Source organism: Pukyongiella litopenaei (assembly GCF_003008555.2).
In the GTDB taxonomy this organism is placed as follows: Bacteria; Pseudomonadota; Alphaproteobacteria; order Rhodobacterales; family Rhodobacteraceae; genus Pukyongiella; species Pukyongiella litopenaei.
The window spans coordinates 249055-266840 of sequence record NZ_CP027665.1 but is presented as its reverse complement, the minus strand read 5'-3'; the positions used below and the strand labels follow the sequence as shown (position 1 = coordinate 266840).

At 67.6% G+C, this 17786-nt stretch carries 17 protein-coding genes; 7 read left to right on the top strand and 10 right to left on the bottom strand.

What is annotated here, in order from left to right:
- Positions 1-51: 51 nt before the first annotated feature.
- Positions 52-1716, bottom strand: coding sequence for a tetratricopeptide repeat protein (locus C6Y53_RS01305; RefSeq protein ID WP_106470791.1), 1665 nt, complete (start codon positions 1714-1716; stop codon positions 52-54).
- A gap of 60 nt (positions 1717-1776) precedes the next feature.
- On the bottom strand, positions 1777-2985 hold the full coding sequence (locus C6Y53_RS01300; protein ID WP_106470790.1) for an MFS transporter: 1209 nt from the start codon (positions 2983-2985) through the stop codon (positions 1777-1779).
- Between the two features lie 137 nt (positions 2986-3122).
- Here C6Y53_RS01300 and C6Y53_RS01295 point away from each other — a divergent pair, with 137 nt between their 5' ends.
- Positions 3123-3431 carry a hypothetical protein gene (locus C6Y53_RS01295; RefSeq protein WP_106470789.1) on the top strand — a complete coding sequence of 103 codons (309 nt, stop codon included), beginning with the start codon at positions 3123-3125 and terminating at the stop codon, positions 3429-3431.
- A gap of 27 nt (positions 3432-3458) precedes the next feature.
- Here C6Y53_RS01295 and C6Y53_RS01290 read toward each other — a convergent pair whose 3' ends face one another.
- From C6Y53_RS01290 to C6Y53_RS01280, 3 genes are read right to left on the bottom strand one after another with little or no spacing between them, the layout of a single operon-like run.
- Complete coding sequence (locus C6Y53_RS01290) at positions 3459-3815, bottom strand: potassium channel family protein (protein ID WP_106470788.1); 357 nt, start codon at positions 3813-3815, stop codon at positions 3459-3461.
- On the bottom strand, positions 3815-4459 hold the full coding sequence (locus C6Y53_RS01285; RefSeq protein ID WP_106470787.1) for a DsbA family oxidoreductase: 645 nt from the start codon (positions 4457-4459) through the stop codon (positions 3815-3817). Before C6Y53_RS01285 ends, C6Y53_RS01290 begins: the two co-directional genes overlap by 1 nt.
- Positions 4452-5975: a class I adenylate-forming enzyme family protein gene (locus tag C6Y53_RS01280; RefSeq protein WP_106470786.1), complete on the bottom strand. Its 1524-nt coding sequence runs from the start codon at positions 5973-5975 to the stop codon at positions 4452-4454. The genes C6Y53_RS01285 and C6Y53_RS01280 overlap by 8 nt, the downstream gene beginning before the upstream one ends.
- A 64-nt stretch (positions 5976-6039) precedes the next feature.
- Here C6Y53_RS01280 and C6Y53_RS01275 point away from each other — a divergent pair, with 64 nt between their 5' ends.
- Positions 6040-6663, top strand: a complete 624-nt coding sequence (locus C6Y53_RS01275; protein ID WP_106470785.1) for a helix-turn-helix domain-containing protein — start codon at positions 6040-6042, stop codon at positions 6661-6663.
- A 103-nt stretch (positions 6664-6766) separates the two neighbouring features.
- On the opposite strand, the gene C6Y53_RS01270 is transcribed toward C6Y53_RS01275, so the two are convergent.
- Positions 6767-8482 carry an extracellular solute-binding protein gene (locus C6Y53_RS01270; protein ID WP_106470784.1) on the bottom strand — a complete coding sequence of 572 codons (1716 nt, stop codon included), beginning with the start codon at positions 8480-8482 and terminating at the stop codon, positions 6767-6769.
- A 438-nt stretch (positions 8483-8920) separates the two neighbouring features.
- Here C6Y53_RS01270 and C6Y53_RS01265 point away from each other — a divergent pair, with 438 nt between their 5' ends.
- Complete coding sequence (locus C6Y53_RS01265) at positions 8921-9694, top strand: 3-hydroxybutyrate dehydrogenase (RefSeq protein WP_106470783.1); 774 nt, start codon at positions 8921-8923, stop codon at positions 9692-9694.
- A gap of 108 nt (positions 9695-9802) precedes the next feature.
- Complete coding sequence (locus C6Y53_RS01260) at positions 9803-10828, top strand: patatin-like phospholipase family protein (protein WP_106473890.1); 1026 nt, start codon at positions 9803-9805, stop codon at positions 10826-10828.
- A 29-nt stretch (positions 10829-10857) separates the two neighbouring features.
- Here the strand turns inward: C6Y53_RS01260 and C6Y53_RS01255 are convergent, their stop codons facing one another.
- From C6Y53_RS01255 to C6Y53_RS01240, 4 genes are all read right to left on the bottom strand, one after another.
- On the bottom strand, positions 10858-11538 hold the full coding sequence (locus tag C6Y53_RS01255; RefSeq protein ID WP_106470782.1) for a DUF502 domain-containing protein: 681 nt from the start codon (positions 11536-11538) through the stop codon (positions 10858-10860).
- 90 nt (positions 11539-11628) lie between these two features.
- Positions 11629-12540: a pseudouridine-5'-phosphate glycosidase gene (locus C6Y53_RS01250; RefSeq protein WP_106470781.1), complete on the bottom strand. Its 912-nt coding sequence runs from the start codon at positions 12538-12540 to the stop codon at positions 11629-11631.
- Complete coding sequence (locus tag C6Y53_RS01245) at positions 12537-13433, bottom strand: PfkB family carbohydrate kinase (protein WP_106470780.1); 897 nt, start codon at positions 13431-13433, stop codon at positions 12537-12539. The genes C6Y53_RS01250 and C6Y53_RS01245 overlap by 4 nt, the downstream gene beginning before the upstream one ends.
- A 100-nt stretch (positions 13434-13533) precedes the next feature.
- Positions 13534-14154, bottom strand: coding sequence for a thiamine phosphate synthase (locus tag C6Y53_RS01240; RefSeq protein ID WP_106470779.1), 621 nt, complete (start codon positions 14152-14154; stop codon positions 13534-13536).
- Positions 14155-14279: 125 nt separating this feature from the next.
- On the opposite strand from C6Y53_RS01240, the gene C6Y53_RS01235 reads away from it, so the two are divergent.
- Genes C6Y53_RS01235 through C6Y53_RS01225 form a run of 3 tightly spaced genes read left to right on the top strand, consistent with a single transcriptional unit; the run spans position 14280 to position 17702 of the window.
- The gene (locus C6Y53_RS01235) at positions 14280-15023 is read left to right on the top strand and encodes an RNA methyltransferase (RefSeq protein ID WP_106473889.1); all 744 of its coding nucleotides are present in this window, start codon (positions 14280-14282) and stop codon (positions 15021-15023) included.
- A gap of 51 nt (positions 15024-15074) precedes the next feature.
- Positions 15075-16223 carry a heme A synthase gene (gene ctaA / locus C6Y53_RS01230; protein ID WP_106470778.1) on the top strand — a complete coding sequence of 383 codons (1149 nt, stop codon included), beginning with the start codon at positions 15075-15077 and terminating at the stop codon, positions 16221-16223.
- A 6-nt stretch (positions 16224-16229) separates the two neighbouring features.
- Positions 16230-17702, top strand: a complete 1473-nt coding sequence (locus tag C6Y53_RS01225) for a carboxypeptidase M32 (RefSeq protein ID WP_106470777.1) — start codon at positions 16230-16232, stop codon at positions 17700-17702.
- The last annotated feature ends 84 nt before the right edge of the window (positions 17703-17786 follow it).

Below are 17786 nucleotides of genomic sequence, written 5' to 3'. Positions count from 1 at the left end.
ACCGCTGCTCGGTGAACGGGGCGGTTGCGCCGGCCCGGAGCCTGTGGCCGGTCAGGACGCTGCGCGCATCGCGGCCTGGGCGCAGCCGCAGGACGCCGCAACCGTGTCGGATCGCGCGAGGGCCAGGTCCAGGCTCTGGCGGACATGGACGATTTCGACGGTTTCCCCGCGCGCCTGCAGGCAATCATGCAGCCCCTTGAGCGACCAGACATTGCCCGGATGCACCGTGGCGCGGCTCAGCTGTCCGGCGAGGCCCAGATCGGCGCGATAGACCTCTTCAGCCTCGGCCGCGCGTCCCTGTTCCAGCAGCAGCGCCCCGAGCGCGTGGCGTGTCGGCTGCATCCATCCCCAGGGTTCGTCATAGGGCAGCGCGTCGTCGAGCTCGACCGCGCGGCGCAGATGGGCAAAGGCCAGATCGAAGTTCCGTTTCCGGTATTCGATCTCTCCCCGCAGCATTTCCGTCGCGATTTCAAGAAGGTCGCGGACGGTGTTGTTGTGAAGAAGCCGGGTTTCCGGCACCAGGTCGCGGGCCTCGTGGAACCGGATTTCCTCGGCCTCGGCCTCTTCGACCCGGCCCAGCGCCGCAAAGGCCAGCGCCCGCGCGTAATGGACGGTCGCCGTGAGCGTGCAGTATAGTTCGCGATCCTCCGGCAGTTCGAACCGGGTCAGGTCGTCCCAGCGGCCAAAGCGGATCAGGACATGCGGCTCCATCGCCATGTAGCTTTCGAAGAAATCCGCCATCGGCGGGCTTTCGATGCGCAGCATCTCGTCGGGAACGGTGTCCCTCATGCCGCGCACCGCCTCCAGCGCCGGTTCGATCTGCCCGAGAAACAGCGCCCCGTAGATGACGAAATGATAATTGTGCTGGCGATAGCCGGTGTAGATGTTGAACGCGCCTTCGCGGCGATAGTATTTCAGGTCGGCCTCGACCGCCTTGCGGTTCCAGTGCACGACGCTGTGATAATCGCCGCACTGCACGTCGATATGGGTGGGCATATGCACCAGGTGGCCGGCATCGGGCACCAGCGTCCGCAGCACATCCGCCGCCTTCAGCGCCGCCTCGGGCGTGGGCGACATTTCCATCAGGTGGACATAGAGATGCAGCAGGCCGGGATGGGACATCGCCGCCGGATCGTCGCGAAATGCGGTTTCGAGCGCCGCCCGCGCCTCCTGCGTGGCCGCGCCTTCGGCTTCGCGGCCGGTTTTCAGGTCCCACATCTGCCAGGGGGTCAGGTCCATCAGGGATTCGACATGGACCGACCTGAGGTCGAGGTGATCCGGATGGGCGGCATGGACCTCGCGCATCGCATCGGCGAAATCGCGATCCCAGGCCTCCATGTCGTCGGCCACATCGCGCTGGGGATAGCGGGCGGGCAGGGCACGGATCAGCGCCGCCTCGGCCGCCGTGCAGCCGTCGATACGCGCCAGCGCCGCCTGCGTGGCCTCATGGGCGGTGGCCAGCGCGGCGGCGCGGCCCTGATCGTCATAGAGCCGCCACGGCATGTTGTAGTTCGGCCCGGTCGCATAGGCGATGCCCCAATGGGCCATCGCGAGATCGGGATCATGTTCGAGCGCGCGCTTGAAACAGGCGATTGCCTCGTCGTGGTTGAAGCCGTAGGTCCAGATCAGCCCGCGGTCGAACCAGCGCTGCGCCTGTTCCGAGCCGGTGCTGACCGGGCAATGATGGCTGCCCAGATCATAGCCGTAGCTGTCCATGTCTCCCCCCATCCGCTGTTGCCGAACAGGGTATCCGGTTTCGCGTGCCGCGAACAGGGTTCAGGCGGTCAGCCGGGCCTCCAGCCGGCCCATGCGCAGCATCAGCACGAATGCGATGCTGCACATTGTCAGCAGCCCCAGCGCGAGCGGCAGCAGCGAGCCGTCGAACAGCAGGCCCACGGGCGCGGCGATGGCGGCCGCGCCGACGGTGGCAAACGCGCCGATCACCGAGGCTGCCATGCCGGCGATATGCCCCATCGGCTCCATCGCGATCGCGTTGAGATTGCCCAGCGTCGTCCCGGCCATGAAGAACACGGTGGCCTGCCAGCACACGAACAGCCCGAAGGCGAGCGTCTCCGGCAGGGGCAGGGCCGTCAGCACCAGCATCGCCGCCGTCAGCACGATCTGGGCCGCCAGCGACCAGGTGACCATGTGGCGCATCCCCACCCGCACCACGATGGCGGCGTTCAGGATCGAGGCGCTGCCCGAAACCAGCGCCACCGCGCCGAACCAGAAGGGAAAGCTCTCGGCGCGGTCGAAGATCACGTCATAGACGGGCTGGACCATGGTCAGCATCGTGAACAGCGTGCCCATGCACAGCATCTGCACGATGATCGACAGGCGCACGGTCGGGTGGGTGAACATCTGCCGCGCGGCATCCATCAGCAGCGGCACCCGGAACGGGCGCCGGGCGGAAACCGGCAGCGGTTCCGGCAGGCGGATCAGCATCCACGAAATCGAGATCACCGAGAACAGGACGAAGGCCAGGAAGATGCCGCGCCAGCCGGTCAGCGCGATGATGCCCGCGCCCATCATCGGCGCGAAGGCGGGGAAGATGGTAAAGATCATCATCGCGATCGACATCATCCGCGCCATGATCCGGCCGGTATAGAGGTCGCGCATGATCGCCAGCGCGACCACGCGCGGCGCGGCGGCGCCGAGGCCCTGCACCACGCGGGCGGCCAGCACCACCTCGAGCGTCGAGGACCGCCAGGCCGCCAGCGCGGCGAGAATGTAGATGACGGACCCGGCGACGATCACCGGTTTGCGCCCGAACGCGTCGGAAAGCGGGCCGGTCACGAAGGTGCCGATCCCCATGCCCAGCACGAACGAGGTCAGGATCAGCTGCGCCCGGTTCACGTCATCGGGGCTCAGCTCGGCGCCGATCTCGGGCAGCGCCGGCAGCATCGCGTCGATGGAAAAGGCGATCGTGGCGAACATCATCGCGATCAGCGCGATGAATTCGGCCCGGCCCATTGGGTTTCTCATGTCTGTCCCCGATCCGTTGCCGTGGGCGGTAACACAGTCGCTGGCAAGGTGCCAGACGCCTGTTCCGGAGAGGGGTTGATAAAGCCGACAAAAACGCTAGGGATTGCGTGGCAACCCCTGATCAAAGGAATCGGAAGATGAAGAAGATCGCAGTTCTGCTGACCCTCGGCCTGACCGCCGGCGCGGTGCAGGTATCGGCTCATGGTGACACCCATTCCGGCGGCGTGACCTACCTGGAAAACGCGCCGATGACCTATGAGCTGTTCGAAACCGCGATCGAGCATGTGGATCTTGACACCTGCCCCGGGGAGTTCGACGGCGACGCCAGTTTCTGCCGCATGACGCTGGCCAGCGACATGGCGCATATCTTCGTTTTCTCCCATGACGGCGACCAGCCGCTGCTGGCGGTAAAGACCGTGCCGGTGAATGAGGTGCTGGGCTTCTGACCCCCTCGCGCGCGGTAACGGGCCCGGCTACCCGCCGGGTGCGTCATCTTCGTTGGCGGCGCGATGACTGCGCCGTTGCTGGTTGGTCAGCCGCCGGATCAGCCACGCGGTCCGCAATTCGCGCTGCCGGATCTGGTGCTGCGCATAGTACTGGATCGCGGCGGCAAAGGTGCCCAGCCCCAGGAAGATGAAGGCGGTGGTCCCGATCTTTCCCAGCGTGGTCGCCGGGACCAGCTTGCCATAGCCCACGGTCGAGATCGTCACCACGGTGAAGAAATAGCTGTCGATCCAGCTCCAGCCCTCGACGACATGAAAGAACACCGTGCCGCCGGCAACCACGGCCAGGAGGCTGCCGAGGATGATCGCGGCACGCAGGCTGATCATCAGGAGGTTTCCCTCAGGTCCGCGATCACCTGCCGCCACAGCTCGGGCGGTTGCGCGCCGGGGACCGCGTGGCGGCCCGCGACGATGAAGGTCGGCACCGAGGTGACGCCCATCTTGCGGCTATGCGCGTCGCGGTCGCGGATGTCATCCGCATCCGCGTCGGTGGCCAGCAGCCGGACGACCGCGTCGCCATCCATGCCGATGCCGGCGGCGATACGGGCGAGCACCGCCGCGTCGCCGATATCCTGCCCGCGGGTGAAATAGGCGGCGAACAGCGCGTCCACCGCGGCGGTCTGTTTCATTTCGATCCCGGCCCAGTGGATCAGCCGATGCGCGTCGAGCGTGTTCGGCGTGCGCTGCATCGCCTCGAAATCGATCGTGAGCCCGGCCTTTTCGGCATGTTCGACCACCGGCGCATAGGCGCGCACGGCACCGTCCTTGCCGCCGAACTTGGCCTCCAGGTAGCTGCGCCGGTCCATGCCGCCAGCGGGCATGTCGGGATTGAGCTGGAACGGGTGCCACTGGATCGCAAAGGGATGATCCGGCGTGTCCGCCAGCGCCCGGTCCAGATGCGCCTTGCCGATATAGCACCAGGGGCAGATCGGGTCCGACAGGATGTCGAGGGTCACGGGGCGGTCAGTCATCGGTGTCGGGCTCGTAACAGGCGCGCAGGGACCGGCGCAGCAGCTTGCCATTGGCGCCGGTGGGCAGGGTGGGCAGATGCACATAGGCGCGCGGCTGCTTGTAGCGCGCCAGCCGCTCGGCGGCAAATTCCCGCAGCCGGGCCTCGTCGATCGGCGCGGGGCCGGTATAGAAGGCGGCGATGATGCGGGTATCCGCCTTGACCTCGATATCGGTCACGCCGGCCAGGGTGATGCCCGGATGGGTGTTCAGCACCGCCTCGACCTCGAGCGGCGACACCCGGTAGCCGCCGGCATTCATCATGTCGTCGGCCCGGCCGAGATAGCTGACCAGCCCGTCCGCCGCCATCGCCCCCTGATCGCCGGTCAGGAACCAGTCGCCCGAGAATCGCGCGGCGGTATCCCCGGGCGCACCATGATAGCCCAGCATCAGGCCGGGGTCGCTGCGGTGGACGGCGATGGTGCCCTCGGACCCCTGCGGGACAGGTTGCCCGTCTGGTCCGAGGATCGCCACGCGCCGCCCCTTTTGCGGGTATCCCAGCGCGTCGCCGCGCGACGGCCGGGCCGGGTTCGACGAGATGAAGGTCGAGCATTCCGACATGCCATAGGCCTCGAACAGCTCGCGGCCGGTGGCGTCCTGCCAGCGGTCATGCAGCGCGCGTGACAGCTTTTCGCCCGCGCAGAGGCCGTGGCGCAACTCGGGCAGGGCCGGTAATGCGACGCCGTGCAGCATCCTGCGATAGACGCCGGGGGCGGCGGCAAAGATGGTGGCGCGGTGATCGGCCAGCAGGCGCGGCAGGGCGTCGATATCGGTACCCGGTTCGGGGATCAGCGCGGTTGCGCCGATCGTCCACGGATCCATCAGGCCGGTGCCCAGCGTATAGGTCCAGTTGAATGCGCCGGCATGGCACAGCCGGTCGTCCGGGCGCAGCCCGTACCAGCCCTCGACCATCATCTGCCGGGCCCAGATCGCGCGATGGGCATGCCGCACCGCGCGCGGGCGTCCCGAGGTGCCCGAGGTATAGACCAGGTAGGCCAGCCGGTCCGGGTCGCCCATTGCCCAGTCGCAGGCGGGCAGGTCATACATCTCGCGCAGGGTTTCCTGGTCGATCACGCGCGGGTGCGGGGCGCAGGCGACCTGCCGGTCATGCAGCACCGCCGCCGGGTTCAGGTCGCGGATCATCGCGGCGCATTCGGTTTCGGTCAGTTGCGACGAGGTCGGCACCGGGACCAGCCCGGCGGCGATGGCGCCCAGATAGGCGATCGGAAACACCACCGTGTTGCCCAGCCGCAGCAGCACGATGTCGCCGGGGCGCAGCCCCGCGCGCAACAGCCCCGCGCCGGTTCCGCGCACGGCCTGTTCCAGCGCGCCATAGCTCCAGCGGTCGGTGCCGCCGGGGCCGATCACCTCGAGCGCGGTCTTGTCCGGGTCGGGCTGTCCATGACGCAGCACATGGCAGGCCAGGTTGAATGGGGCGGGGCAGGGCGGCGGCGGGCCCTGATCGAACAGGCTCAGCATGGGGGTTCGCTACCCTGCCGGGGCGGGCGTTGCAAGCGGGCCGGGGGCCGCCTATACGGTGCGCATGACCACGCGCGACCCGAAATCCCTGATCCGGCTGGCCCGCGACAATGGCGACCGCGAGGCCGCCGAGCCGCTCGACCTGGGCGCGCGCGTGCGCGAATTGCGCAAGGCACGGGACTGGACGCTGGAACAGGCCGCCAACCAGGCCGGGCTGGCGCGATCCACCTTGTCGAAGATCGAGAACGGGCAGATGTCGCCCACCTACGAGGCGCTCAAGAAGCTCGCCGTCGGCCTGCAGATCTCGGTGCCGCAACTGTTCACCCCGGCGCGGCGCGAACAGGTGAACGGGCGCATGGCGGTCACCCGGTCCGGGCAGGGCGCGGCCCATGCCACGGCGACCTATGAACATGAATTGCTGGGCGAAAGCCTGACCCGCAAGCAGATGCTGCCCTATCGCGCCCGCGTGCGCGCCCGGTCGATGGAGGAGTTCGACGGCTGGGTCCGCCATGACGGCGAAGAGTTCCTCTATGTGCTGACCGGGGTGGTCCGGCTCTATACCGAGTTCTACGAACCGGTCGAGATGCGCCGGGGCGACAGCGCCTATTATGACGCCTCGATGGGGCATAACGTGGTGTCGGTCAGCCCCGAGGACGCGACCATCCTCTGGGTCACGTCGCTGGTCTGAGGGAAATCATGCCTGCGGCACGATGCCTCCGGCGGGGATATTTATGGCAAGAGGAAGGGGCGGTGGCGCCCCTGTCGCGGGCGCAGCGACATGGGTGCGGCGGTCAGTCCTCGGACCACCACCACACATCGGGCATGTAGTCGGTGCGATCGCCGTAGATGGGCAGGCGGTCGGGATGGTGCAGCTGCCGCACATGGGCGATGCGCCCGACATCATATTGCCAGATCGGGATCACATAGCGCCCGGCCATCAGCACGCGATCGAGCGCGCGCACCGCGGCGCGGAAGGTCTCCGGGTCGTCGGTGCGCAACATCGTGTCGATCATCGCGTCCGCCGCGGGCGAGACCATGCCCATCAGGTTGCGCGAGCCGGGCTGGGTGGCGCCCTCGGCGCCCCAGTAGAGCCGCTGTTCGTTTCCCGGCGACAGCGACAGGTCCCTGCGGAACCCGGTCACATCGAAGTCATGCGCGGCCACGCGGCCGGCATATTGCGCGTTGTCGACCTTTTCGGTCGTGACCTCGATGCCCAGCCGCTCCAGCGCGCGGGCGAACAGTTCGATTACGGTCTGGTAGTCGCTTTCGCCCTGGCGCAGCAGCACGGTGAAGGTGAGCGGGGTGCCATGTTCGTTGCGGCGAATGCCGTCCGTGACCCTCCAGCCGGCCTCGTCGAGCAATGCGGCCGCGCGGCGCAGGTTGACCCTGTTGCGCGCGGTGCCGTCGCCCCGGGGCAGCGCGTATCCGGCCAGCGCGCCGGGGGGCAGGGTATCGGCGAAGGGCGCCAGCAGGTCGCGCACGCGGCCCTCGGCGGGGCCGGGGCGCATCCCCAGTTCGGAGTTCGAGAAATAGGACGCGATCCGCGGCTGGGCGCCGCCGGTCATGGTGTCGTTGATGAATTCGAAATTGAACGCCAGCAGCAGTGCCTCGCGCACGCGCCAGTCGCCGAACGGGGCGCGGCGGGTGTTCATCACGAACCCGGTCATGCCCGACGGGCGGCCATGGGGGATCTCGGTTTTCACCACGTCGCCGCGTTGAACCGCCGGAAAATCATATTGCCGCGCCCAGCGTTCGGCGTTGAACTCGCGAATGGCGGTCAGCTCGCCGGCCTTGAATGCCTCGAAGAGAACCGTGGCATCGCCGTAGAATTCGATCCGCATCTCGTCGAGGTTGTTGGTCCCGCGCCGGAACGGCAGATCCCGCCCCCAGTAGTTCGGGTTCCGACGGAAGGTGACATGGCGGCCGGCCTCGAAATCCTCGACGACATAGGGGCCGGAGCCGATCGGGATGTCATCGAGACCGGAGGCCGAGAAACGCCTGCCTTCCCATTGCTTTTTCTTGAGGATCGGGCGCATGCCCGCGATCAGCGCCAGTTCCCGGTCCGGCGTGTTGAAACTGATCCGCAAGCTGCGCGGCCCGGTCGGCTCGATCGCCGCGATCTTGGGCCATAATCCACGGTAGCGCAGGTGGCCTTCGGTCCCGAGCGTCTCGTAGGACCAGATCACGTCCTCGACCGTGACCTCGCTGCCATCGGAGAATCGGGCGCCGTCGCGCAGGGTGAACTCGACCCAGGACCGGTCGGGGGCGGTGCGAACCGATTCGGCCAGCAATCCGTAGAGGGTAAAGGGCTCGTCCCAGGACCGGCCCATCAGGCTTTCGTAGCTCCAGAACCGCATCTGCCACGGTGTGGTGCCTTTCTGCACGAAAGGGTTCAGGGAATCGAAACCGCCGGTATTGCCAAACACGACCCGGCCGCCGGTGGGGGCGTCGGGATTGGCATAGGGGAGGGACACAAAATCCGGTGGTAGTGCCGGAGACCCATACATAGCTATGCCATGCGTGGCCGAATCGGGTGAGTCCGCGGAGGCGATCCCGCCATGCACGGCCAGGACCGCGCAGGCGATCAGCGCGCGCGCGCCTGTGGAAAACGTGTGTCGCACTTCGGCAACAGTCCTGCTCTGCTCATGTTTGGTTAACCGCCAAGGTAACGGGGGATTCACGTCTTTTCAAACTTTTAGCTTGGCCCATGAAGGGAAAGAGCCTATATAGGTATCACTGCTCGATAGGTTTCTTGCCTGTATGAAACCTGCCTCAATAACTCAACGCCCGCCTCGTGCGGGCGTTTTTTTCTGCGCGTCCCGGTTGTGCGCGTCCTGGGTCTGCACCTGGCAAACACCGCAGATTCGCCCGTTTCCTTTGCAGATGCAGCATGGCAGTCTGTTTGCGGACCGATCAGCAGGTCGCAGGATACAGGAGAATCGCGCATGTCGCTTTCGGGAAAAACAGCCGTCGTCACCGGGTCGAATTCGGGTATCGGGCTTGGCATCGCCTGGGAAATGGCGCGGGCCGGGGCGAACGTGATTCTCAATTCGTTCACCGACCGGGACGAGGACCATGCGCTGGCCAGGGAGATCGCTGATCAAACCGGGGTCGAGGCGCGGTATATCCGTGCCGACATGTCCCGCGGCGACGATTGCCGCGCGCTGATCGAGCAGGCCGGGTCCTGCGACATCCTGGTGAACAATGCCGGCATCCAGCATGTCGCCCCGATCGACCAGTTCCCGGTCGAGAAATGGGATGCGATCATCGCGATCAACCTCACTTCGGCCTTTCACACCACCGCCGCCGCGCTGCCGAAGATGCGCGCGGCCGGTTGGGGTCGGGTGGTCAACATCGCCAGCGCCCACGGGCTCACGGCGTCGCCCTACAAATCGGCCTATATCGCGGCGAAACACGGCATCGTCGGCATGACCAAGACCGTCGCGCTGGAAACCGCCGAAGAGCCGATCACCGCCAATGCGATCTGCCCCGGCTATGTGCTGACCCCGCTGGTCGAGGCGCAGATCCCGGACACGATGAAGGAATACGACATGAGCCGCGATGACGTCGTGCGCAATGTCATGCTGGCCCGGCAACCGTCCAAGGAGTTCGCCACGGTCGAACAGCTTGGCGGCACCGCCGTGTTCCTGTGTTCCGATGCCGCCGCCCAGATCACAGGGACGACCATTTCGGTCGATGGCGGCTGGACCGCCCTGTGAGACCGGGAGGCCTGTCAGCCCGGATAAACAGGTGCGGGCGGGAATCAGCCCGCCCGACGGGCCGCGACCGGGCATGGCGGGAGAACAAGGGGGCGTGGTGTGACTGACATCAGGCGGATCAACCTCGCCCTTCAGGGCGGCGGCGCGCATGGCGCCTTTACCTGGGGGGTGCTCGATTACCTGCTGGAACGGGACGATATCGAGATTGCCGGTATCTCGGGCACATCGGCGGGGGCATTGAACGGCGCGGCGCTGAAGGCCGGGCTGCTGAGGGGCGGGCGCGAAGGCGCGCGCGACGAACTGGACCGGCTGTGGACGCGGATGGGGGCCGTCGAGAACCCGGTTTTCGCGGACTGGCTGCAGTTTTTCGACCTCGGGCAGATCTCGCGCGGGATGGCGCATTCGCCGGTCTTTGCGGCCGCGGATATCTGGACGCGGGTGCTGTCGCCCTACGCATCGGGGTCGCTTTATGCGCATCCGTTGCGCTCGGTCGTGGACGCGTTCGATTTCGACCGGGTCTGCGCCGATGACGGGCCGGCGCTGTTCATCTGCGCCACCCGTGTCAGGTCGGGAAAGGTGAGGATCTTCAAGGGGCGGGAGATCAGCACCGATGCGATCCTCGCCTCGGCCTGCCTGCCGACCCTGTTTCGCGCCATCGAGATCGACGATCCCGAAACCGGGCAGACCGAAGCCTATTGGGATGGCGGCTATACCGGCAATCCGGCGCTGTTCCCGCTCTTTGACAGCGCCCTTCCCGAGGATATCGTCATCGTCAACATCAACCCGCTCGAACGCGACGCCGTGCCGGTGACCGCGCAGGATATCCAGAACCGGATCAACGAGATCAGCTTCAATTCCTCGCTCCTGCGCGAACTGCGCGCGATCGCCTTTGTCCAGCGCCTGCTCGAGGACGGCACGCTGAAACGCGGCCGGATGGCGCGGGTTCTGCTGCATATGATCGCCGATGACGCGCTGATGAACGACTTGTCGGTGGCGACCAAGACGGTGCCGCATCCGGTCGTGCTCACCCGGCTGAAACGGGCCGGGCGCGCGGCGGCGGCGCGGTTTCTGGACGCGCATCGCGACGATATCGGGGCGCGCTCCAGCATCGATCTCGCCGAGATGTTCGGCTGACGCGGGTCCGGCCCGCTATCGCGGCCGGGTCATGATTTCGGCGGCTGGGTGGGATCCTTCCCGTTGGGATAGACCAGCCCCGCCGAAATCACCAGCTTGGCGGCGTCCTCGACCGTCATGTCCAGTTCGATCACGTCCTCTTCGGGAAAGAACAGCAGGAACCCCGAGGTCGGGTTGGGCGTGGTGGGCACGAAGATGCTGAGCAACCGGCCCCCGGTTTCGGCGCGGTCGGACACCTCGCCCTTGGCCGTGGTCGACACGAAACCGATCGCCCAGATCCCCCGGCGCGGATATTGCACGAGACAGGCCTTCTCGAAGCTGCGCTCAGACTGTGCGAACACGGTTTCGGCGATCTGCTTGACGCCGGAATAGACCGAGCGGACCACCGGCATCCGGTTCACCAGGCTCTCGGCAAAGGCGATCATCGACCGGCCGATCAGCCCCTTGGCGATCCAGCCGATGATCACAGTGAACAGCAGGAAGATGATGACGCCGACGCCGCGCAGGTTGATGCCGATATATTGCTCGGGGCGGATCGTTGTGGGGACCAGCGGCAGGACGAACCCGTCGATCCAGCCGGTGACGGTCCAGATCAGCCAGATCGTCAGCCCGACGGGCGCGATCACGACCAGCCCGGTCAGGAACGAGGCGCGCAGCCCGCCGAACAGGCCGGGCTTCTTGTGTGGTTGTTCGTCGAACGGGGTCGTCATCGCGGTGCTTCCCTTTGCCACCCGCTACCTAAGCACATTGGCGTGCCGCCACAATGGGGCCCGTGGAAGCGCGCGGCGATGCGGGCCCCGTCAGTGCAGGGCGGCCAGTTCGTTGGCGATCCGCGCGGCCAGGTGCGCATTGTTGCGCACAAGGGCGATATTGGCATCGAGCGACGCGCCACGGGTGCTTTCAAAGATCCGCTGCAGCAGGAAGGGCGTCACCGCCTTGCCGCGAATACCCAGCCGGTCGGCCTCGGTCTGCGCCGCCGTGATGATCGGGGCGAGGTTGGCGGCGGGGATCTCGTCGGCGGCCGGGATCGGGTTGGCGACCAGCTGCCCGCCGGGCAGGCCAAGCGCGCCGCGAACGGCGTGTGCGCGCGCGATGCTGGCCGCGTCATCCATGCGCAGCGGCGCGGCATGCACGGACTGGGCCGACCAGAAGGCGGGAAAATTGTCCTGGCCATGGGCGATTACCGGAACGCCAAGGGTTTCAAGCACTTCCAGGGTCTTTTCGATGTCGAGAATGGCCTTGGCCCCGGCCGCCACGACGGTGACGGGGGTTTGCGCCAGTTCCTGCAGGTCGGCGGAGATGTCAAAGCTCTGCTCGGCGCCGCGATGTACGCCGCCGATGCCGCCGGTGGCAAAGACGGCGATCCCGGCATGGTGCGCGGCGATCATCGTCGCGGCAACGGTGGTTGCCCCGGTCCGGCCCGTGGCCATCGCGGCGGCGAGATCGGCGCGCGACAGTTTCGCCACGCCCTTGAGCGCGCCGAGCGCGGTGAGCTCATCCGCCTCCAGCCCGATATGCAACCGACCGTCGATCACCGCGATGGTGGCGGGAACCGCCCCGGCATCGCGGACATCCTGTTCGACCCGTTCGGCGGTCTCGACATTGCGCGGATGCGGCATGCCATGGGTGATGATGGTGCTTTCCAGCGCCACGATGGGGCGGGAATTCTCTTTGGCGGCAAGAACTTCCCGCGAATATTTCATGTCGATCATGTCGGGTCTTTCCCTGATACATAGGCGGCGGCGGCCTGAACCGCGCGATCCAGCGCGGTCTGCGGGTCGGCCTGGGCGGTTTCGGCGCTGATATGTGCGGCCATGAAGGTGTCGCCGGCACCGGTGATGCGGGCGGCGCGCACCGGCGGCGGGGCGGCGGTCAGGACCTGCCCGCCGCAGGCCTTGGCGGCGGCGCGGCTGCCATCGGTGACCAGCACCCGCCTGGCGCCGTGGTCCGACAGCGCCCGCGCGGCCTCGGCGGCGGTGTCGAACGCGGTGCCGTGCAACAGGCCGGCCTCTTCGAGATTGACGTAGAGCGTGGCGCCGGGATGCGACAGCAGCGGGCGCAGCCGTTCGGCCTTGCCCGGTGACGCCGGCGCGACCCGCAGGTCGGCGGCGGCAAAGGCGGGATCCGCAGCGATGTCCTCCAGCAGCGCGACCGTCAGGTTGCCATCGAGCGCGACCAGCCCGCGATAGGGGGCCTGCGCCGTGCCCAGGCTGCCATCTGTCAGCGGCGCGAGGATCCGCCCGCCCGCCGCTTCGAGCGAATGGGCATCGGCAATGGCGGCGATCAGCCCGTTGGCGCCTTCGACGGCCATGTAGCGGTCGGTCGGCAGGCCGTGATCGCGATAGACATGATCGGTGATCATGCCCATGGCGGCACAGGCGGCCATCAGTTCGTCGCCTTCGGCATCGCGGCCGATCGCCGTCAGCAGCGCGGGGGTGAAGCCGAAGCGAACCATGGTGATCGCGATGTTCATCGCCACGCCGCCGGGCAGGCGGGTGATGCGGCCGGGCTTGTCCGCGCCGTGCTGCATGGCATCGTCGCAACGTCCGATCAGATCCCAGAGAACGGAGCCGATACACAGGATATGCGGGGCGGGCGCTGTCATATCCCGTCTTCTGCCGCCAAACCCGGACGGGTGCAAGCGGTGGCGCGGTCCGCAGCCGCCGCCGCGCCCGGCCGGTCTGCCTGTCGCGGGGGCCGCCGGATCAGCCCATTGCGGCGATCAGCAGGCCCAGAGCGGCGACGGGATCGTCCTGCGACCAGATTTCTTCGCCGACGCCGAAGAAATCGGTGAACGGCGCCAGTTCGGCCACGGTTTCGGGGCTGAGGCCGCCGGATGCGACCACGGGCAGTTCGATCATCTCGGACCACCAGCGGAACAGCTCGGGCGGCGCGGTTTCGCCCCCGTCCAGCGCCGAGGCCGCGACCGGGCCAAAGCTGACATAATCGGCCCCGGCTTCGCCGGCGGTCATGCCGTCATGCCGCGACGTGCCGCAGGCGCTGCCGACGATCGCGTCCGGTCCCAGCGTCTTGCGCGCGCCGCGCACCGACCGGGCGGCGTCGGACAGATGCACGCCATCCAGCCCCAGCCGCTCGGCCAGCAGGACGTGATCGGTGATCACCAGCGCGATGTCCCGTGCATGGGCGATTTCGCGCAGCAGATCGGCGGCCCGGGAAATGGCGTCTTCGTCACGGCTGGCGAGATCGAGCCGCAGGCACGCGACGGGATGCGCGTCGAGGACCGCGGCCAGCCGGTCGGGAAAGCCGGACAGCTCGAACACCGGGGGGGTGGAGAGATAGATCTGGGGCTGCTCGGAACTGTCCATGGGCGTGCGATCCTTTCATGGTTTCGGCGCTGTCTATCCGATTGCCCCGGCCATGCAAACCGGCGGCGGCTTGCTCATCGGCGCGGGCTTGGCTAGAGGCGGGGGTGCGGTTTTCGGAGGATGCGATGGGCGACCCCTCGTCCCAGCCGGTCTTTGTGCTGGTGCGCCCGCAGATGGGCGAGAATATCGGCGCGGCGGCGCGCGCGATGTGGAATTTCGGTCTGGACGCGATGAGCATCACCGCCCCGCGTGACGGCTGGCCGAACCCCAAAGCCGTGGCCATGGCCAGCGGCGCGGGCCGGTTGCTGGACAATGCGCGGCTGCATGACGACGTGGCCGGGGCCGTGGCGGGGTGCAGCTATGTGTTCGCCACCACCGCACGCGGCCGCGACCTGACCAAACCGGTGTTCAGCCCCGAGGCGGCGATGGCCCGGGCCGCCGGGATGATCGCGGCGGGCGAAAAGGTGGCGGTCCTGTTCGGGCCCGAACGCACCGGGCTGGAAAACGATGACGTGGCGCGCGCCAATGCCATCGTCTCGGTGCCGGTGAACCCGGATTTCGCCTCGCTCAACCTGGCGCAATGCGTGCTGCTGATGGCCTATGAATGGCGGCGCCAGGCGGTCGAGGTGACCCATGAAACCGTGCCGCTGGGCAAGGGCGACTGGGCCAGCCGGATCGAGGTGGACAAGCTGGCCGAACATTATGAGGACCGGCTCGGGCAGGCGGGGTTCTTCTTTCCGCCGGAAAAGGCCGAGGGCATGAAGCTGAACCTGCGCAACCTCTGGAGCCGGATGCGGCTGACGCGGGCGGATGTGCAGATGCTGCACGGGGTGATGCGGCAGATGGTGCGCTGGAAGGAACGGGGCTGAGACCGGCCGCGGCGGCGCGATGTGGCGGCGGGGACGGCAAGCGAGGGCAGGATGAGCAAGCGGAACATCTTTGAAGAGGTCGGCGCCGAGGCCGACACGCGACCCGCCGCGCAGCCGGGCATGATCGACCGCAAGCCGGGCGGGGGCGGCGCGCGGCGCGCGATCCGGGCCTGGCTGGTGGTGATCTTTGCGCTGGTGGTGGCGATGATCGTGGTCGGCGGGCTGACGCGGCTGACCGAGTCCGGGCTGTCGATCACCGAATGGCGCCCGGTCACCGGGGCGATCCCGCCGATGACCGAATCCGACTGGCAGGCGGAGTTCGAGAAATACCGCCAGATCGACCAGTGGCGGATCATGAACCAGTGGATGGCGCTGGACGATTTCAAGGAAATCTACTGGTGGGAATGGGGCCACCGGCAGCTGGGCCGCGCCATCGGGCTGGTCTGGGCGGCCGGTTTCCTGGTCTTTCTCGCCGCCCGCAAAATTCCGCCCGGCTGGACCGGGCGCCTGCTGCTGCCGGGTGTCCTTGGCGGGCTTCAGGGCGCGGTCGGCTGGTGGATGGTGGCCTCGGGCGTGACCGCGGGCGAAGGGACGGTGGCGGTCGCGTCATACCGGCTGGCGGTGCATCTCGGGCTGGCCTTCGTCATTCTCGGCGTGCTCGGCTGGTATGTCCTGTCGCTGGGGCGTCCCGAGCGCGACCTGATGCAGGCGCGCCGCGCGAAGGAGACGAAGCTCCATGGAATCGCGACCGGCTGGCTGCACCTGGCGTTCCTGCAGATCCTGCTGGGTGCGTTGGTCGCGGGGATCGATGCGGGGCGCGGATTTACCGACTGGCCGCTGATGGGCGGGCAGTTCCTGCCGCCCGATGCCGCGGTCCTGGACCCGTGGTGGCGGAACCTGTTTGAAAGCCCCGGTCTCGTGCAGTGGATCCACCGCATGACCGGGTATGCGCTGCTGGCCTATGGCATCCTTGCCTGGCGGCGCGGGCAGGGCAGCGCCCATCCCGCCACCCGCTCTACGTTCAGCGCCGCGATGGCGGCCTTGGCCCTGCAGGTGGTGCTGGGCGTGATCACCGTGCTCTATGCCGCGCCATGGCAGATCGCGATCCTGCACCAGGTGCTGGCGATGGGGCTGTTCATGCTGATTCTGCGGGCGCGGTTCCTGTGCGCCTATCCTGTAGCAACGTCGATCCGGGGATGACCGAACATGACCGCCTATGACGAACTGATGGCCTTTCAACATGACACCGAGGCGCTGGCCCAGATATCCGGGCGGCTCGGCTGGGACCAGGAAACGGTGATGCCGCGCGGGGCCGTGGCACAGCGGGGGCTGGAGATGGCGGCGATCGAGGCGGTGCTGCACGCGCGCCGGTCGGACCCGCGCGTGGGCGACTGGCTGGAGCGGGCGACCCCCGCCGACGCGGCGGCCGCGGCACAGCTGCGCGAGATCAGGCGCGGCTATGACCGCGCGCGGAAAGTGCCGGGCGAACTGGCCAAACGGCTGGCGCAGGTTACCTCGGAGGCTCAGGGCAAATGGGCCGCGGCCCGCGCCGCCGGCGACGTCGCGGCGTTCCTGCCGGTTCTGGACGAGGTGGTGCGCCTGAAGCGCGAGGAAGGGCAGGCGCTGGCCGCAGGCACCGGCGATGTCTATGACGCGATGCTGGAGGATTACGAGCCGGGAACCACCGGGGCGCAGATCGCGGCGATCTTCGATGCGATGCGGCCCCGGCTGGTGGCCCTGCGGGCGGCGATTCGGGACCGCCCGGCGCCGAAGGACCTGATGGGCCGTTTTGACGAGGCGGCGCAGCTGCGCCTGTCCCACGACCTGGCCCGGACATTTGGATACGACCTGTACCGGGGCCGGATCGACAAGGCGGTGCATCCGTTCAGTTCCGGCAGCGGTGCCGATGTCCGCATCACCACCCGCACCGCCGAGGACGACCCGTTCAACTGCCTCTATTCGACCATCCACGAGGTCGGCCATGCCGCATATGAACAGGGGATCGATGCCGGTTACGCGCTGACCCCGCTGGGGCGCGGCGTGTCGATGGGGGTGCATGAAAGCCAGAGCCGGATCTATGAAAACCAGATCGGGCGGGGCCGGGCCTTTACCGGGTGGCTGTTCGGGCGGATGCGCGAGGCGTTCGGCGATTTCGGCATCGATGATGCGGAGGCGTTCCATGCCGCGGTGAACAAGGTGCGTGACGGCTTCATCCGGACCGAGGCGGACGAGGTGCAGTACAACCTGCATATCATGCTGCGGTTCGACCTGGAGCGCGCGCTGATGTCGGGCGATCTGCAGGTCGGCGATCTCGAAACGGCGTGGAACGACCGTTTTGCCGCGGATTTCGGCTATGCGGTGGACCGGCCCGCCAATGGCTGCCTGCAGGATGTCCACTGGTCGGTGGGGCTGTTCGGGTATTTCCCGACCTATGCGCTGGGCAATGTCTATGCCGGTTGCCTGTGGGAGGCGATGAACGGCGCGGTGCCGGATCTGGGCGAGGGGCTGGCGCGTGGCGACGTGTCTGCGGCCACGGGCTGGCTGCGCGAGAACCTGCAGCGCCATGGCGGGCTCTACCCGCCGCGCGAGGTGATCGGGCGGGCCAGCGGGCGGGCGCCCGACGAGGCGCCCCTGCTGGCCTATCTGGAGGCGAAGTTCGGGGAAATCTACGGGCTCTGAGCGCCGCTCCTCCGCCCTTCGGGCGACGTCGCTGGTGTGGCGCGATCCCGATCGGGCGGAGGCGGGCCCGTATCAGCCCCCGTG

What these genes read in the sequence shown, in the direction of transcription:
- C6Y53_RS01305 (WP_106470791.1), bottom strand. Translation starts at nt 1,716, where the DNA reads ATGGACAGCTACGGCTATGATCTGGGCAGCCATCATTGCCCGGTCAGC.
- C6Y53_RS01300 (WP_106470790.1), bottom strand. Translation starts at nt 2,985, where the DNA reads ATGAGAAACCCAATGGGCCGGGCCGAATTCATCGCGCTGATCGCGATG.
- C6Y53_RS01295 (WP_106470789.1), top strand. Translation starts at nt 3,123, where the DNA reads ATGAAGAAGATCGCAGTTCTGCTGACCCTCGGCCTGACCGCCGGCGCG.
- C6Y53_RS01290 (WP_106470788.1), bottom strand. Translation starts at nt 3,815, where the DNA reads ATGATCAGCCTGCGTGCCGCGATCATCCTCGGCAGCCTCCTGGCCGTG.
- C6Y53_RS01285 (WP_106470787.1), bottom strand. Translation starts at nt 4,459, where the DNA reads ATGACTGACCGCCCCGTGACCCTCGACATCCTGTCGGACCCGATCTGC.
- C6Y53_RS01280 (WP_106470786.1), bottom strand. Translation starts at nt 5,975, where the DNA reads ATGCTGAGCCTGTTCGATCAGGGCCCGCCGCCGCCCTGCCCCGCCCCA.
- C6Y53_RS01275 (WP_106470785.1), top strand. Translation starts at nt 6,040, where the DNA reads ATGACCACGCGCGACCCGAAATCCCTGATCCGGCTGGCCCGCGACAAT.
- C6Y53_RS01270 (WP_106470784.1), bottom strand. Translation starts at nt 8,482, where the DNA reads ATGTATGGGTCTCCGGCACTACCACCGGATTTTGTGTCCCTCCCCTAT.
- C6Y53_RS01265 (WP_106470783.1), top strand. Translation starts at nt 8,921, where the DNA reads ATGTCGCTTTCGGGAAAAACAGCCGTCGTCACCGGGTCGAATTCGGGT.
- C6Y53_RS01255 (WP_106470782.1), bottom strand. Translation starts at nt 11,538, where the DNA reads ATGACGACCCCGTTCGACGAACAACCACACAAGAAGCCCGGCCTGTTC.
- C6Y53_RS01250 (WP_106470781.1), bottom strand. Translation starts at nt 12,540, where the DNA reads ATGATCGACATGAAATATTCGCGGGAAGTTCTTGCCGCCAAAGAGAAT.
- C6Y53_RS01245 (WP_106470780.1), bottom strand. Translation starts at nt 13,433, where the DNA reads ATGACAGCGCCCGCCCCGCATATCCTGTGTATCGGCTCCGTTCTCTGG.
- C6Y53_RS01240 (WP_106470779.1), bottom strand. Translation starts at nt 14,154, where the DNA reads ATGGACAGTTCCGAGCAGCCCCAGATCTATCTCTCCACCCCCCCGGTG.
- C6Y53_RS01235 (WP_106473889.1), top strand. Translation starts at nt 14,280, where the DNA reads ATGGGCGACCCCTCGTCCCAGCCGGTCTTTGTGCTGGTGCGCCCGCAG.
- ctaA (WP_106470778.1), top strand. Translation starts at nt 15,075, where the DNA reads ATGAGCAAGCGGAACATCTTTGAAGAGGTCGGCGCCGAGGCCGACACG.
- C6Y53_RS01225 (WP_106470777.1), top strand. Translation starts at nt 16,230, where the DNA reads ATGACCGCCTATGACGAACTGATGGCCTTTCAACATGACACCGAGGCG.